We start from the raw sequence: 13,674 nt of genomic DNA, 5'->3' as shown, positions 1-13,674 counted from the left end.
GGGGCCACCGGGGGGCGAGCCCGCGCCCCCCCCCCCTCCCGGGCGCGGGGGGGGCGCGGTCCCCGCGGGCCCCCGCGCCGCCCGGCGGGTGGAATCCGGAGCCGTCGCGGCCCCCAGTGCGCGCGACGGCCCCGGAGCATGGGGTTCAGGAGTGCGGGCAGGTGTCCCGGTACTCCTCGATCGCCGAGCCCCGCGGGGCCGGGCAGAGGAACTGCTCGTAGCGGGTGTCGTCGTCGACGAACCGCTTGAGCCAGGAGATGCTGTACTTCGCCACCGTCACGTTCGCCGAGGTGGGCGCGGAGTGGCTCGCCGCGTTCAGCTCCAGGTACGCCTTGTCCAGAGTGGCCGGCAGGCTGGTGTAGAACGGCTCCGAGTGCGACGAGACCGGGGCCACGGTGTCGTTCTCGGCCCCGATGACCAGGGTCGGTACGCGCACCGTGGACCAGCTCTTCTGGGTGTGCCAGCCGGTCAGCGGGATCGCCGCCTGCAACGCGGGCCGGGTGCTGGCCGCCGACAGGCTGCCTCCGCCGCCCATCGAGTGACCCATCACGGCGAGCCGGTTCCTGTCGATCCGGGTGCGGACGGTGCTGGTGTTGGTCAGGTAGTCCAGGGCGGCCAGCAACTGGGTGCCCCGGCTGGCCGGCTGGTCGTAGACGGACCGGGTGTCGATGGTGATGACGACGAAGCCCTGCGAGGCCAGGCGCGGGCCGAGCCACGCGACCGACGTCTGGCGCGCGGTGAAGCCGGGGGAGATGGCGACCGCGCCGAAGGTGCCCTCGGCGGTGCTCGTCGGGTAGTAGATCGTCCCGCCGCCGAAGCCGCTGACGCTGCTGGCGCCCACTGTGGTCTGTGCGGTGGCGAACGGGCCCCGGGTGGCCTCGATGCTGGCCACGGTGGGCGCGGGGCCGCGCTCGTAGGGGTTGGCGGCGAGTGGCGCGGCCGTAGGCAGGTCCCGGGCGCCGGCGGGTGCGGCGGGTGCGGCGGCCAGGCTCGCGCCGACCAGGGCGAGGGCCAGCAGCGGACGGGTGGCGCGCGAGGACCAGCGGCGGCGGGGGACGGGGTGCAGAGCGGGTAGAGGTTGCACGGCGACGCTCCTGCGGGGGTGGGGGTCGGTGGCGGCGTTGCGGGGGGGCCACCGGGTGGACGGTGATCGCCATCGATCGGGTCCATCCTGCGTGCCGGGTGCCGGTGGCCGGTCATCCCGATGTGGTCATGTCCGGGGGGATATGGCGCTCGTCGCACCTCCGGCCGGCCGTGTCGTACGGCACAGTGGCGGCCGGGCGGGCAGGATGAGGGGATGGCCGAGCCGCACGACCTGACCGCGCTGGAGCAGGCCGCCGCGATCGCCCGGGGCGAGCTGTCCAGCGTCGAACTGGTCGAGCACCACCTGACCCGGGTCGACGCGCTCGGCGACACCGTCGGCGCGTTCGTCACGGTCACCGGCGAGCGGGCCCGCGCGGCGGCCCGCGCCGCCGACGCCGTCCCCGCCGACGAGCGCGGCCCGTTGCACGGCGTGCCGACCGCGATCAAGGACCTGACCCTCACCGCCGGGGTGCGCACCACCTTCGGCTCGGCGGCGTTCGCCGACTTCGTGCCGCCCGTGGACGCCGACGTGGTCCGGTTCATGGCGGAGGCCGGGCTGGTGAGCCTGGGCAAGACCACCACCTCCGAGCTGGGCTGTTCGCTCTACTCGGAGGGGCTTGTCGCGCCGCCGGCCCGCAACCCGTGGGACCTGGCGTACACCGCCGGCGGCTCCAGCGGAGGGGCGGCGGCGGCCGTCGCGGCCGGGCTGGTGCCGGTCGCCCAGGGCTCCGACGGCGGCGGCTCGCTGCGCATCCCGGCGTCGCTGTGCGGCCTGGTCGGCTACAAGCCGAGCCGGGGGCTGGTCTCCGGGGGGCCGGTCGGCTCCGGCGCCTTCGGCCTGCCCACCAACGGCCCGATCGGGCGTACGGTCGCCGACGTGGCGGCGCTGCTCGACGTGCTGGCCCGGCCGGTGCCCGGCGAGCCCTACCTGGCGCCCGTCCCGCCCCCGGGCGGCTGGCTCGGCGCGGCCCGCGCGGCCGACCCGGGGCGGCTGCGCGTCGGGCGGTTCACCGCCCCGATGCTCGCCGACGAGCCGGTGCACCCCGACTGCCTCGCCGCCGTGGACCGGGCGGCGGCGCTGCTCACCGCCGCCGGCCACGAGGTGGTCGACGTCCCCGCGCCCCTCGGGCCCGCCGTGTGGCCGCTGTTCGAGATCGTCTGGTACGTGCTGGCGCTCGCGCCCGTGCCGCGCGGGCGGGAGAGCGCGCTGCTGCCGCTGACCCGCCACCTGCGGGCCCGGGGCGCGGAGATCTCCGCCGGCACCCTCACCGCCACGCTCGGCGAACTCCAGGCGCAGGTACGCCTCGGGGTGCGCCGCACCGCCGGCTGCGACCTGCTGCTCTGCCCGACCCTCGCCGCGCCGCAGGCGCCGCTGGGCTGGTTCGCCGAGGGGGGCGACCCGGCCGAGGACTTCGACCGGCAACGCCGGTTCTCGCCGTACTGCGCCGTGTTCAACGTCACGGGTGATCCGTCCGTGTCCCTGCCGGTGGGCGTCACCGCCGAGGGGCTGCCAGTGGGGGTCCTGCTGACCGGCCGGTACGGCGACGACGCGAGGTTGATCGCCACGGCTGCGCAACTGGAGCACTCCAGTGGCGGATGGGATCGCCACCCCGCAATCTGGCGGGCCGTGGGCTCCGCTAACGTGAATGGCAGCGGTGTCGGGAGGTCGGCGCCATGATCGTCCACCCGACCCGGATCCTTGAGGTCTCTTCTTCCGCCTGGGGGCGTTGGGATTGTCTGTAACCGAGACGTTGCTGGTCTTCGTCGGCATCCCGGCGGCCGCGGTGCTGGTGATCGCCGGTCTGGCGTACGCCGGTAGCCGTGGCGGCGGCGGTGGCGGCGCCAAGCGCTACCGGCCGGGCCGGTCCTTCGACTTCACTCCGGTCTGGTTCCTGGGCCGGCCGGAGCAGCTGGCCGACTCGGCCGGCACCGCCCTGGCAGCGGGCGCGCAGGCGCCGGCGCTGACCAGCCGCAAGCAGGAGCAGGCCGGCATCGAGGCGCCGGCCGGTGGAACCGGAGGCGCAAGTGACCGTTGGTGAGAAGCAGGCCGGGACGGGGAATCCGCCCGAGGTGCTGGACGGGCCGTTCTCGACCCGCCAGCTGCTGCGCATCGACGAGGCCCTGCGCCTGGCGGACCAGGGCACCGGCCTGGTCTTCTCGGTCTTCGTCGGCGGCCTCGACGAGCCGGTCCGGGAGCACGCGGAGCGGCTGCACCGCCAGCTCGCCGAGCCCGACCGGTCGGTCCTGATCGCGGTGTCGCCCAACCAGCGGCAGCTGGAGATCGTCACCGGCCGGCACGCCCGCAAGCGCATCCCCGACACCTACGCCCGGCTCGCCGCGCTGTCGATGGTGGCGGCGTTCGGCGGCGGCGACCTGGCCGGCGGCATCATCAACGGCCTCGACCAGCTCGCCAGCCACGCCGGCAAGGGCTGACCGACTCGAGCCCACCCGACGTCCAACGGTGAAGCCCGGTCCGCACCGCGGACCGGGCTTCACCGTGTCGGGCGTACGTCAGGCGCTGCGCGCGTCCCGCTCGCGGGCCCGCAGGGCGCGGACGACGCCGTCGCGGCCCTCGCCCACCAGCCGGCGCAGCGGGGCCGAGTGGCCGTCGCCGGCCAGCCACGCGTCGGTGGCCGCCACGGTCTCGTCGTCCACCAGGTACGCCGGGTACGCCAGCTGCGCGAACTCCTGCGCCGGCTCGCTGTCCCGGCTGCCCCAGACCTGGTCCACCGTGGCGAAGTACGCGTCGCGGTAGGGCACCGTCAGCTCGACCTGCGCCGGGTGGATGAGGCCCTGCAACAGCGCCCGGTTGCGCCAGTTCGGCAGCGACTCCGGGCCGGTCAGCTGAGCCCAGACGGCGGCCTTGTTCTCCGCCGTCGGCACCAGCGCGTGCGCGTACGCGGCCTCGCGCTCGCCACTGGCCGTGCGGTCCCCGGCCAGCTCGGCCTCGATCTCGGCGGGACCGGCCGCGCCGTTGGCGACCAGCGCGTCCAGCACAGCCCAGCGCAGCTCGGTGTCGATGGACAGACCGGCCGGAACGTCGGTGCCGGCCAGCCAGCCCCGCAGGGTGGCCAGGTCCTCGGCCGAGCGGGCCGCCGTGGCGTACGCGCGGGCCCAGGTCAGCTGGAAGCCGCTGCCCGGTTCCGCCGCCGCCAGCGTCGTCCGCGCGGTGCGGGCCAGCTCCGCCCAGCCGGTCGGCGCCCAGGCCGGGTCGGCGTAGAAGGTGAGCGCCGTCTTGGCCTGGCGCAGCGCGGCGTTGACCAGGTTGATGTCGGTCTCGGCGGGCAGCCCCGCCAGCACCAGCGCCACGTAGTCGCGGGCGGCCAACTCGGCGTCGCGGGTCATGTCCCAGGCGGCGGTCCAGCACAGCGCGCGGGCCAGCGACGACTCGAAGCCGGCGATGTGCTGCACCACGGTGGCCATCGACCGCTCGTCGAGGCGCAGCTTGGTGTAGGTGAGGTCGTCGTCGTTGAGCAGCAGCACGTCGGCGGCGGGCACGCCGCGCAGCGCGGTCAGCTCGGTCCGCTCGCCGGCGACGTCGATCTCGTGCCGCTCGCGGCGGACCAGCCGGCCGTCGGTCAGGTCGTAGAGGCCCACGCCGATCCGGTGGGTACGCAGCGTCGGGTGCGCGGTGGGCGCCTCCTGGAGCACGACGACCTGCTCGTAGGTGCCGTCCGCGCCGATCGTCAGCTCCGGCCGCAGGGTGTTGACCTGCGCCGTCTCCAGCCACTGGGCGGCGAACTTGCGCAGCTCCCGGCCGGAGGCCGTCTCCAGCTCGGAGAGCAGGTCGTCGAAGGTGGCGTTGCCCCAGGCGTGCTTGGCGAAGTAGGCCCGCAGGCCGGCCAGGAACGGCTCCTCACCGACGTACGCGACGAGCTGCTTGAGCACGCTCGCGCCCTTGGCGTAGGTGATGCCGTCGAAGTTGACCTCGACCGCCTCCAGGTCCGGCATCTCGCAGTAGACCGGGTGGGTGGAGGAGAGCTGGTCCTGCCGGTAGCCCCAGTTCTTCCGGATGGACAGGAACGTCGTCCAGGCCTCGGTGAAGCGGGTGGCGTGGGTGTTGCACCAGTGGCTGGCCCACTCGGCGAACGACTCGTTGAGCCACAGGTCGTTCCACCAGCGCATGGTGACCAGGTCACCGAACCACATGTGCGCCAGCTCGTGCAGGATCGTGTTGGCCCGCTGCTCGTACTCGTAGTCGGTCACCTGCGAGCGGAAGAGGTAGTGCGACTCGGCGTGCGTGACGCAGCCGAAGTTCTCCATGGCGCCGGCGTTGAAGTCGGGCACCCACAGCTGGTCGTACTTGGGCAGCGGGTAGCGCACGCCGAACTGCTCGTGGAAGAAGTCGAAGCCCTGCTTGGTGACCAGGAAGAGGTCGTCCGAGTCGAGGTGCGGCGCCATCGAGGCCCGGCAGAACGCGCCCAGGTCGATGCCGTCGTGGCTGTCCCGCACCTCGTGGTACGGCCCGGCGCAGAGGGCGGTGATGTAGGTGCTCATCCGCACCGAGGTGGTGAGGTGGACCGTCTTCAGCCCCTCGCCCGCCGCCTCCTCCCGCTCCACCGGCATGTTCGAGACCACCTTCCAGTGGTCCGGGACGGTGGCGTGCCAGGTGTAGACGCTCTTCAGGTCGGGCTGGTCGAAGCAGGCGAAGACCCGCTGGGCGTCGGCCGTCTCGAACTGGCTGTAGAGGTAGGTCTCGCCGTCGACCGGGTCGACGGTGCGGTGCAGGCCCTGCCCGCTGTTCGAGTACGCGAAGTCCGCCTCGACGACGAGCGTGTTCTCGCTGTCCAGTCCCGACAGGGTCAGGCCCTTCTCGGCCGACCAGTCGCCCAGGTCCACCGGGGTCCCGTTCAGCGTCGCGGAGCGCACCGAGTCGGCGGCCAGCTCGATGAAGGTGCTCGCGCCGGGTTCCGCGCACCGGAACCGCACCTCGGTCCTCGAACGGAAGGTGCGAGCCTCGGCCGCCGCCCGTACGGCGGACGAGAGGTCCAGACTGATGTCGTATCCGGTCACGTCGAGCAGGCGGGCCCGCTCGGTGGCCTCGACCTGCGTCAGGTTGCGCACTCCCGGCACTTTTCGTCTCCATCCCGTTTCGCCGCACGCCTTGGTGGCGCCGTCATCGACCGCTCGTGACGGCCGGATTCGAGTCTTCCATGCACGAACACCCTGTGGTGGGCGAGGTCACGCTCTCATTCCGCTGTCGGTCGATACCCGCTGGGGTGAAGATCGCAGGAGGCACCGGGAAGCCGGCGCACCCCGTTTCGAAGGGACCAGCCGTGAGCGAGCGTGCCGCCGTAGACATGTTCTTCGACCCCCTCTGCCCGTGGGCGTGGATCACCTCCCGTTGGCTGCTGGAGGTGGAGCAGGTCCGGGACGTGGACGTCCGGTTCCGTGTGATGAGCCTCTCGGTGCTCAACGAGGGCCGGGACCTGCCGGAGCAGTACCAGGAGCTGATGCGGACCGGCTGGGGCCCGGTGCGGGTCTGCATCGCCGTCGAGCAGCGGTACGGCCAGGACGCCGTCCGGAAGCTCTACACCGCCCTCGGCACCCGGATCCACCTCGGGCAGGAGAAGCTCACGCGGGAGCTGTTCGTCGCCGCGCTGACCGACGTCGGGCTCGACCCGGAGCTGGCCGACGTCGCCGAGGGCACCGCCCACGACGAGGCGCTGCGGGCCAGCCACGAGGCCGGCATGCGTCCGGTCGGCACCGACGTCGGCACCCCGGTGATCCACGCGCCCGGCCCGGACGGCGGCACGGTCGCCTTCTTCGGCCCGGTGGTCACCCCGGCGCCGAAGGGCGAGGCCGCCGGCCGGCTCTGGGACGGCGTCCTGCTGGTCGCCGGCACCCCCGGCTTCTACGAGCTGAAGCGCTCCCGCGACCTCGACCCCATCTTCGACTGACTCCGCTCCTTCGCTTCGGCCCCACCGTGGGCACCTCCCGGGCCGATCAGGGGGTTCGCGTCGTGAACCCCCTGATCGGCGGCGGGCGACGCGGGGCCCGGGGGAGGGCGGGGGCGTCACCGGGGTGGCGGCGGGATCGTTGGCCCGGGTGTCCGCCGCAGCGACCCGCAGGGCCGCACCCGCAGCTCGTGGAGGCAGTTCCGATGGCCAAGCACCGTGTGCCCGGTGACGACCCGTCGACCCGGGAGGGGGTGACCGAGCGCCCGGACGCGGCGTACTGGTCGGTCGACGACTCCCGCTGGCCGGCGGTCCGCCCCGACCTTCCCGCCCACATGGTGGACCTGCTCGCTCCGCCGATCGTGGTCGGCGTCGCCCGCGTGCCGGCCACCTCCCGCCTCACCCCGCCGACCGAGCACCGGCCGGTACCGGCCGCGCCGGGCGGGACCCGGCGGATCGTGCCCGCCGTACCGGGCGTGCCGGGCCGGCGACCGGCGGGCGGCCCCACGCCGGGCGGCCGGCACCGCAGGACTGCGGGACAGTCCGACCGCACCGCCTGAATCCGGCGCCCCGCCCCGGTAGCTCTTTCATCTGGTGGACCCCGCGCGGGTCCCGCGCCGGCGGGACTCGCGTCGCCGGTAGCGTCTCCGCACATGACGGTCGTGCATCCGATCGCCCGGGCCTGGATCACCACTGGCGGCACCGGCGCGCAGAACTACGACGAGTTCGCCGACGACGCGGAGATCACCGCGATCATCGAGGCGAACCCGCACAGTGCCCTCGGCATCGAGATGCCGCACCGGGCCCCGGAGAGCCTGGGCAGGTCCTTCCTCGACGCCCTGCCGGACGCGGTGACCCGGCTCGCCGAGGCCAAGGCCGACGGCAGCTACACGCCGGCCGAGCAGGTCGTGGTCCTCTACCGGATCAGCGCGCCGGGGGAGGAGAACGCGTACGGGCTCTTCGCCATGGTGGACACCGACCAGATCTCCACCCGCGCCGACGAGCCCGGGCTGGTCATCCGCAACGAGGACGTCTTCATCGCGAAGGTGCGGGAGCGGGTGGCGCTCGCCGAGGCGCTGGGGCACCTGCTGTCGCCCGTACTCCTGCTCCAGACCGGGCGCGGCGACGAGCTGCACGCCGCCCTCGCGGCGGCGACCGACGCGGCCGGCGCGCCGGCGGCGACCGACACCGACCAGGCCGGGCGCACCCACGCCATCTGGCTGCTCGGGCCGGGCCCGCGCCAGGACGAGCTGACCGCCCTGGCGGGCGGCGGCGAGCTGGTCGTGGCCGACGGCAACCACCGCAGCCTGGCCGCACAGACCGGCGGGCTGCCGCGCTTCCTGTCCGTGATCACGACGCCGGCCTCGGTGGCGATCCAGCCCTACAACCGGCTGGTCAGCGAGCTGACCACCAGCGCCGACGACCTGCTCGACCGGCTCCGCGCCGCCGGCGCGGAGGTCAGCCCGATCGACGGCCCGGTCGAGGTCCCGGCGACCGGCGGCACCGTGCACCTCCGCCTCGCCGGCCAGGGGTACGCGGTCACCCTGCCGCACGTCGGCGAGAACCGGCTGGAGAACCTGGACCACGCCCTGGTCGAGCGGCTGCTCCTGCGCGACGCGCTCGGGCTCGACCCGGGCGACAAGCGGATCACCTACGTCGGCGGCGACTACCCGGCGAGCTGGCTGACCGGCGAGGTCGACGCGGGCCGGGCCGAGCTGGCGGTGCTGGTCGCCCCGGTGACGGTGGACGACTTCGTCGCGGTCAACCTGGCCCGGGAGAAGATGCCGCGCAAGAGCACCTGGTTCACCCCGAAGGCCCGCGGCGGCCTGGTGGTCGCCGAGCTGTCCCGCTGACCCCTGTGACGAATCCGCCTCCGGGACGCCGCCCGCGCGTCGTCCCGGAGGCGCGCCTGACAGACTGCGCGGTATGCGCGTCTACCTGGGATCCGACCACGCCGGTTTCGAGTTGAAGGTGCACCTGGTCAACCACCTGACCAAGGAGGGGCACGACGTGGTCGACGTCGGCCCGCACGCCTTCGACCCGGACGACGACTACCCGGCCTTCTGCCTGCACACCGGTGACCGGGTGGTGGCTGACGAGGGCAGCCTCGGGGTGGTCATCGGCGGCTCGGGCAACGGCGAGCAGATCGCCGCGAACAAGGTGGCCGGCGTCCGGGCGGCCCTCGCCTGGAGCATCGACACCGCCCAGTTGGCCCGCGAGCACAACGACGCGAACATCGTCGCGGTCGGCGCCCGCCAGCACACGCTGGACGAGGCCACCGCCATCGTCGAGGCTTTCCTGACGACCCCGTTCTCGGGCAACGAGCGGCACGCCCGCCGGATCGCCCAGGTGGCCGACTACGAGAGCACCCGCCAGCTCCCCGCGCTGCCCTGACCGCGTGACTGCCTGATCGCCTGGCCGCCTTCCCGCCAGGGCCGGGGGTCAGCGGCGGGGGAGGTCCTCGCGGGGCGTCCAGTTGCGGCGGATGATCACCACGCGTTCCTCGGCCGCGGCCAGGTCCTCGTCCGTGGGGCGGGAGGCGTCGCGGGCCCGCATCGCGGCGGTCACGCTCACCTGGGAGGAGCCGGGGCCGACGAGACCCCGCAGGCCGCGGTCACCCTCGTCACCCGGGCCGCCCCGGCGGGCACGCGGCGGCTCGGGGCCGTCGTGCACCCCGGCGGTCGTCGCGTTGGGGCCCCCGGTCGCGCCCGCGTCACCGCTCGGGTGCCGTATCCGGCGCCGGCGTCGCTCCGTGTCACCCATCAGCCGACCGTACCGCCCCGACCCGATCGGCGCTGGCTCGCGGACCCGGCGCTGGCTTGCGGGTTCGGTGTCGGCGTGCGGGTCGGCGCTGGTTCACGGGTCCGTGTCGGCTTGCGGGTCGGTGCCGTTTTGCGGGTCCGTGTCGGCTCGCGGGTCCGGCGCGGTGCGGGGAGTGGTCGGTGACCTCGGTCACGACGACCCGGCCGTCAGCGCACGCCGGGTCGGCCGGCCCCGCTGTGGCCAGCGGATCGGGGCCTGCGCCCGGGTGCGGCCTCGGCGACCGGTTTGCGGGCTGGCTACCCTCGGAACGGACGGCGGCCGGTGGTCGCCGTCGTCCAGGGGAGGGACGAGATGGTCGACCAGACGCAGCCGTGGGCCGAGCGGACCGTCGAGGTGCCGCCGCAGCCCGGTGCCGGGGTGCCGCCGCAGCGCGACGCGTACCAGCGGGGGGTGGCCTCGGTCGGGCAGTCCCGTACGACGCGTACCGAGCCGTTCCCCGTCGTCGAGCACGAGCCGACGGGCACCGGGTGGCCCGACGCGCCGGCCCCGCGCCGCCCGCTGAGCTGGCACGTCGAGCAGTTGAAGCGCGGCGGCGAGTGGAGTGCGGCCGGCGCGCTCTTCGCCTTCGTCTGCTGGGGGATCTGGGCCATCTCGGGCGGTGGGAACCTGGGCGGCCCGTTCCTGATCTTCCTGCTGAGCCTGCTGGTGGCCGTCGGCCTCTTCGCGTTGGCCCGGCTGCTCGGCCGGGTGGTGCTGGAGCGGCAGCTGGGTCGGGTGCGGCGCAGCGCGCGCGGGGCGCACCTGGTGACGGCGGTCTTCCTGGCCGGTCTCGGGATCGCCTACCTCCAGCAGACCGAGTGGGTCGTGTCGGCCTGGAACTGGATCAGCAACAACTGACCGTACGCCCGGGCGGGCCGGCCTGCGCCGCCCGCCCGCGCGCCCGGTCGCGGCGTCTCGCGACCTCCGGTCGTTCCACCAGGTCGCCGGCTGCTTACCCGGCCGGCCGCGGTTCATCCGCGCCCGGCCGGAGCTGATCCGCAGCTCAGTGCTTCCCGCCGTGGCCCTCCGCGTCGGCCTTCGGGGAGGCCACCCGGGCCGCCGGGTCCTCGACGCCGGGCTCCCCGCCGTCCGGCGCCACCATTCCGTCGTAGTTGTAGACCGTGCCGTCCTCGCCGTGCTGCTTCGTGGTCCGGACGTAGCGGTGCATCATGCCGTCGATCTCCACCTCGAGCAGGGCGTCGCCGCCCGTGTCGATGGTGCTGCCGTCCCGGGGTCCGCCAACGAGGTGTGCCTTCGTGTTCGTGTCCATGTCCAGGCCGTACCCGGGCGGTCCCGGCGCAAAACGGGCGATGCGCGTCCGGCGCGCCGAATCCTGGTCGGCTGCGGTATGACCGACGCGGGATGTGTCAGGGCATTGCTATCCATCGATAGACATCCATAGGCTCCCGCCATCGGTTTCCGGCGCGCCGCCTCGGCCCGCCGCGAGGGTTCGGGAGGCTCCCATGGTCCGTTGGCGCACACTCGTCGGTCGGTTGGCCGCCGCGTTGGTGGCGGTCACCGCCGGCTCGTTCGTCCTGGCTGTTCCGGCCTCCGCCAAGCCCGGGCCCGAGGTGACCCCGTACGTCGTGGGCGGCACGCTGGCCGCTCAGGGCGAGTTCCCCTTCATGGTCCGGCTCTCCATGGGCTGCGGCGGTTCCCTCTACAGCCCGCGCCTGGTGCTGACGGCCGCGCACTGCGTCGGCGGGACCGGTACGAACACCAGCATCACCGCCACCCTCGGCGTCGTGGACCTCCAGTCGTCGAGCCGGATCCAGGTGCGCTCGAACTACGTCTACCGGGCGCCCGGCTACAACGGCAACGGCAAGGACTGGGCCCTGATCCGGCTGGCCACGCCGGTCACCACGCTCCCGACGCTGAAGATCGCCACCAGCACCGCGTACGACAACGGCACCTTCACGGTCGCCGGCTGGGGCGCCACCCGCGAGGGCGGCGCGCAGCAGCGCTACCTGCGCAAGGCCAGCGTGCCGTTCGTCAGCGACGCGACCTGCAACTCCTACTACGGCGGGCAGATCATCGCGAACGAGGAGATCTGCGCCGGCTACGCCAGCGGCGGCATCGACACCTGCCAGGGGGACTCGGGTGGCCCGATGTTCCGGCGCGACGCGAGCAACGCCTGGATCCAGGTCGGCATCGTGAGCTGGGGCAACGGCTGCGCCCGGCCCTCCTACCCCGGCGTCTACACCCAGGTGAGCACCTTCGCCCCGGCGATCGCCTCGGCGGCGGCGAGCCTCGGCGGCTGACCCGGAACCAACCCTGGGGGCCCGGCCGGCTCGTCCGGCCGGGCCCCCGCGCGTGCTCCGGCTGGCCCGGCCCGGCGCCAGCTCTGCGCGTGCTCCGGCTGGCCTTGCCTGGCGTCGGCCCCGCGCGTGCTCCGGCTGGCCTTGCCTGGCGTCGGCCCCGCGCGTGCTCCGGCTGGCCCTGACCGTGCGCCCGCCCGACGGTTCCGCGCGGCGGGCCGCTCGGGTCGCGGCCTCGACTTCGAGCGACAGAAAGTGAGGTGGCGGAAAGGTGCCTGCTCCCCATCTCCGATCGGTCCCCTAATGTTCGCGGCCGGCGATGGGGCATGGATGGGCGCCGATAGGCGTAGGTCGCTTTGTCGTATGTCGATCCCGCCTGTCGATCGCCGTCTTGCGGGTGGTGAGGGGTGCGGGTAGGGGTTACCGCCCCCAGCCCCTGTTCGTAATGATCGGACTGTCGTGTTTCGGGGCGTACGGGGAGGTAGTTCGTGGCACGCATGGGCGGGAATGGTCACTGCCGTTCGTTCAACGGGAACGGGAGGCTGGACATCATGGCCCGTGACGACGACACGGGTGACCTGCTGGTCTTTCCGCACAGCGGCAGCTTCCGTGGCGGCGAGACATTCGACGAGCCCGTGCTGATCAGCACCGGCTTCCACCCGTATCGCCACCACGGGATGGTCCGTCCCATCGATGTCAACGGCAACGGCTACGCCGACGTGATCGGCGTGAGCATGACGCACATGAACGAAACGCACGGGATCTTCCTCTATCCGAACAGGGGCGGGCTGAACGGTCTCGACACCCTCGGCGAGCCGATCCGGATCTCCGGCGCGCGCGACGACAAGAAGTGGGAGACCCTCGGCATCGCCGACGTGGACCTGGACGGCTGTGACGACATGTTCGGCCGTGAGCAGGACGCGGGCCACGTCGACGCGTTCTTCAACAAGCGCCAGGTCACGCAGAACGAGACGTACGACCGCACCGCGCACCGCCTGGTGACGGTCGACGTCGAGGACTTTCCGCTCGCGATGGCCGACGTCACCGGCACCGGCCGCCCCGACCTGCTGGTCCGCCGCGCCAACGGCGACCTCGACCTGTACGAGTTCGCGCACGACACCTCCGGCGAGGGCCCCTGGTGGCGGGGCGAGGGCCAGTGGTTCACGCTCGGCAAGGGCTGGCAGGAGTTCGCGCACATCACGGTGACCGACATCGACCTCGACGGCCGGCCGGACCTGCTGGCCGTACGCGCCGACGGCACGCTCGTCGTGCACCTGCACAACGGCAAGTTCGATGCGGAGCGGCCCTCGGCCACGTTCTCCGCGCCCGAGGTGCTCGCGACGGGTTGGCAGAAGTACTCGGTGGTGAGCTGACGTAGGCCGGCCGCTGGAGGCCGGACGGCCCGGTGACGCCGGCTTCTGCCCGGTGGAGGCCATCTCGGTGTCCGACGCGCGGACGGGGGCACAGACCGCCCCGACGAGGTGACGGCGGCCGGGTCCCGCGCCCGGCTGCCGGCCACACGGCGACACCACCGTTCCGGCCCGGGCGACATCCCGCACGCGCGGATGACCGGCTGAAGCGCCGGTGACCGCAGGACATCTCGAAACCGCTGCCGCGCCTTCGCGTGAAAGCGC

General features: G+C 73.6%; 14 protein-coding genes. 10 read left to right on the top strand and 4 right to left on the bottom strand.

Annotated features, from left to right (window positions below):
- Positions 1–145 precede the first annotated feature (145 nt).
- Positions 146–1,015 carry an alpha/beta hydrolase gene (locus AB0B83_RS13120; protein ID WP_357578359.1) on the bottom strand — a complete coding sequence of 290 codons (870 nt, stop codon included), beginning with the start codon at positions 1,013–1,015 and terminating at the stop codon, positions 146–148.
- A gap of 282 nt (positions 1,016–1,297) precedes the next feature.
- Between AB0B83_RS13120 and AB0B83_RS13115 the strand changes: the two genes are divergently transcribed.
- The 3 genes from AB0B83_RS13115 to AB0B83_RS13105 all read left to right on the top strand — a co-directional run bounded on the left by AB0B83_RS13115 (position 1,298) and on the right by AB0B83_RS13105 (position 3,516).
- On the top strand, positions 1,298–2,761 hold the full coding sequence (locus AB0B83_RS13115; RefSeq protein ID WP_357578343.1) for an amidase: 1,464 nt from the start codon (positions 1,298–1,300) through the stop codon (positions 2,759–2,761).
- A 73-nt stretch (positions 2,762–2,834) separates the two neighbouring features.
- Positions 2,835–3,122, top strand: coding sequence for a hypothetical protein (locus tag AB0B83_RS13110; protein WP_132239469.1), 288 nt, complete (start codon positions 2,835–2,837; stop codon positions 3,120–3,122).
- On the top strand, positions 3,109–3,516 hold the full coding sequence (locus AB0B83_RS13105; RefSeq protein WP_357578342.1) for a DUF5130 family protein: 408 nt from the start codon (positions 3,109–3,111) through the stop codon (positions 3,514–3,516). Before AB0B83_RS13110 ends, AB0B83_RS13105 begins: the two co-directional genes overlap by 14 nt.
- Before the next feature lie 78 nt (positions 3,517–3,594).
- On the opposite strand, the gene pepN is transcribed toward AB0B83_RS13105, so the two are convergent.
- Positions 3,595–6,147 (bottom strand): aminopeptidase N, encoded by a 2,553-nt coding sequence (pepN, locus tag AB0B83_RS13100; RefSeq protein ID WP_357578341.1) that lies wholly within the window; start codon positions 6,145–6,147, stop codon positions 3,595–3,597.
- 212 nt (positions 6,148–6,359) lie between these two features.
- Between pepN and AB0B83_RS13095 the strand changes: the two genes are divergently transcribed.
- The 4 genes from AB0B83_RS13095 to AB0B83_RS13080 all read left to right on the top strand — a co-directional run bounded on the left by AB0B83_RS13095 (position 6,360) and on the right by AB0B83_RS13080 (position 9,374).
- The gene (locus tag AB0B83_RS13095) at positions 6,360–6,983 is read left to right on the top strand and encodes a disulfide bond formation protein DsbA (RefSeq protein ID WP_357578340.1); all 624 of its coding nucleotides are present in this window, start codon (positions 6,360–6,362) and stop codon (positions 6,981–6,983) included.
- A gap of 203 nt (positions 6,984–7,186) precedes the next feature.
- Complete coding sequence (locus AB0B83_RS13090; RefSeq protein ID WP_357578339.1) at positions 7,187–7,540, top strand: hypothetical protein; 354 nt, start codon at positions 7,187–7,189, stop codon at positions 7,538–7,540.
- Positions 7,541–7,633: 93 nt separating this feature from the next.
- A complete protein-coding gene (locus tag AB0B83_RS13085) occupies positions 7,634–8,833 on the top strand; it encodes a DUF1015 family protein (protein WP_357578338.1) in 1,200 nt (399 codons plus the stop codon).
- Positions 8,834–8,906: 73 nt separating this feature from the next.
- Positions 8,907–9,374, top strand: coding sequence for a ribose-5-phosphate isomerase (locus tag AB0B83_RS13080; protein ID WP_357578337.1), 468 nt, complete (start codon positions 8,907–8,909; stop codon positions 9,372–9,374).
- 48 nt (positions 9,375–9,422) lie between these two features.
- On the opposite strand, the gene AB0B83_RS13075 is transcribed toward AB0B83_RS13080, so the two are convergent.
- Positions 9,423–9,743 carry a hypothetical protein gene (locus tag AB0B83_RS13075; protein ID WP_357578336.1) on the bottom strand — a complete coding sequence of 107 codons (321 nt, stop codon included), beginning with the start codon at positions 9,741–9,743 and terminating at the stop codon, positions 9,423–9,425.
- A gap of 351 nt (positions 9,744–10,094) precedes the next feature.
- Between AB0B83_RS13075 and AB0B83_RS13070 the strand changes: the two genes are divergently transcribed.
- Positions 10,095–10,640: a hypothetical protein gene (locus AB0B83_RS13070; protein ID WP_151457190.1), complete on the top strand. Its 546-nt coding sequence runs from the start codon at positions 10,095–10,097 to the stop codon at positions 10,638–10,640.
- Between the two features lie 145 nt (positions 10,641–10,785).
- Here the strand turns inward: AB0B83_RS13070 and AB0B83_RS13065 are convergent, their stop codons facing one another.
- On the bottom strand, positions 10,786–11,052 hold the full coding sequence (locus AB0B83_RS13065; RefSeq protein WP_357578335.1) for a hypothetical protein: 267 nt from the start codon (positions 11,050–11,052) through the stop codon (positions 10,786–10,788).
- A 193-nt stretch (positions 11,053–11,245) separates the two neighbouring features.
- On the opposite strand from AB0B83_RS13065, the gene AB0B83_RS13060 reads away from it, so the two are divergent.
- Together AB0B83_RS13060 and AB0B83_RS13055 are read left to right on the top strand one after the other, a co-directional pair.
- A complete protein-coding gene (locus AB0B83_RS13060; RefSeq protein WP_132239275.1) occupies positions 11,246–12,043 on the top strand; it encodes a serine protease in 798 nt (265 codons plus the stop codon).
- Positions 12,044–12,591: 548 nt separating this feature from the next.
- Positions 12,592–13,413 carry an FG-GAP-like repeat-containing protein gene (locus AB0B83_RS13055; RefSeq protein WP_357578334.1) on the top strand — a complete coding sequence of 274 codons (822 nt, stop codon included), beginning with the start codon at positions 12,592–12,594 and terminating at the stop codon, positions 13,411–13,413.
- Positions 13,414–13,674 lie beyond the last annotated feature (261 nt).

The sequence above is a fragment of the Micromonospora sp. NPDC049060 genome (assembly GCF_040649055.1).
In the GTDB taxonomy this organism is placed as follows: domain Bacteria; phylum Actinomycetota; class Actinomycetes; order Mycobacteriales; family Micromonosporaceae; genus Micromonospora; species Micromonospora reichwaldensis.
Note: the sequence above shows the minus strand (reverse complement) of the source record. Positions and strands in the feature narration are given on the sequence as shown.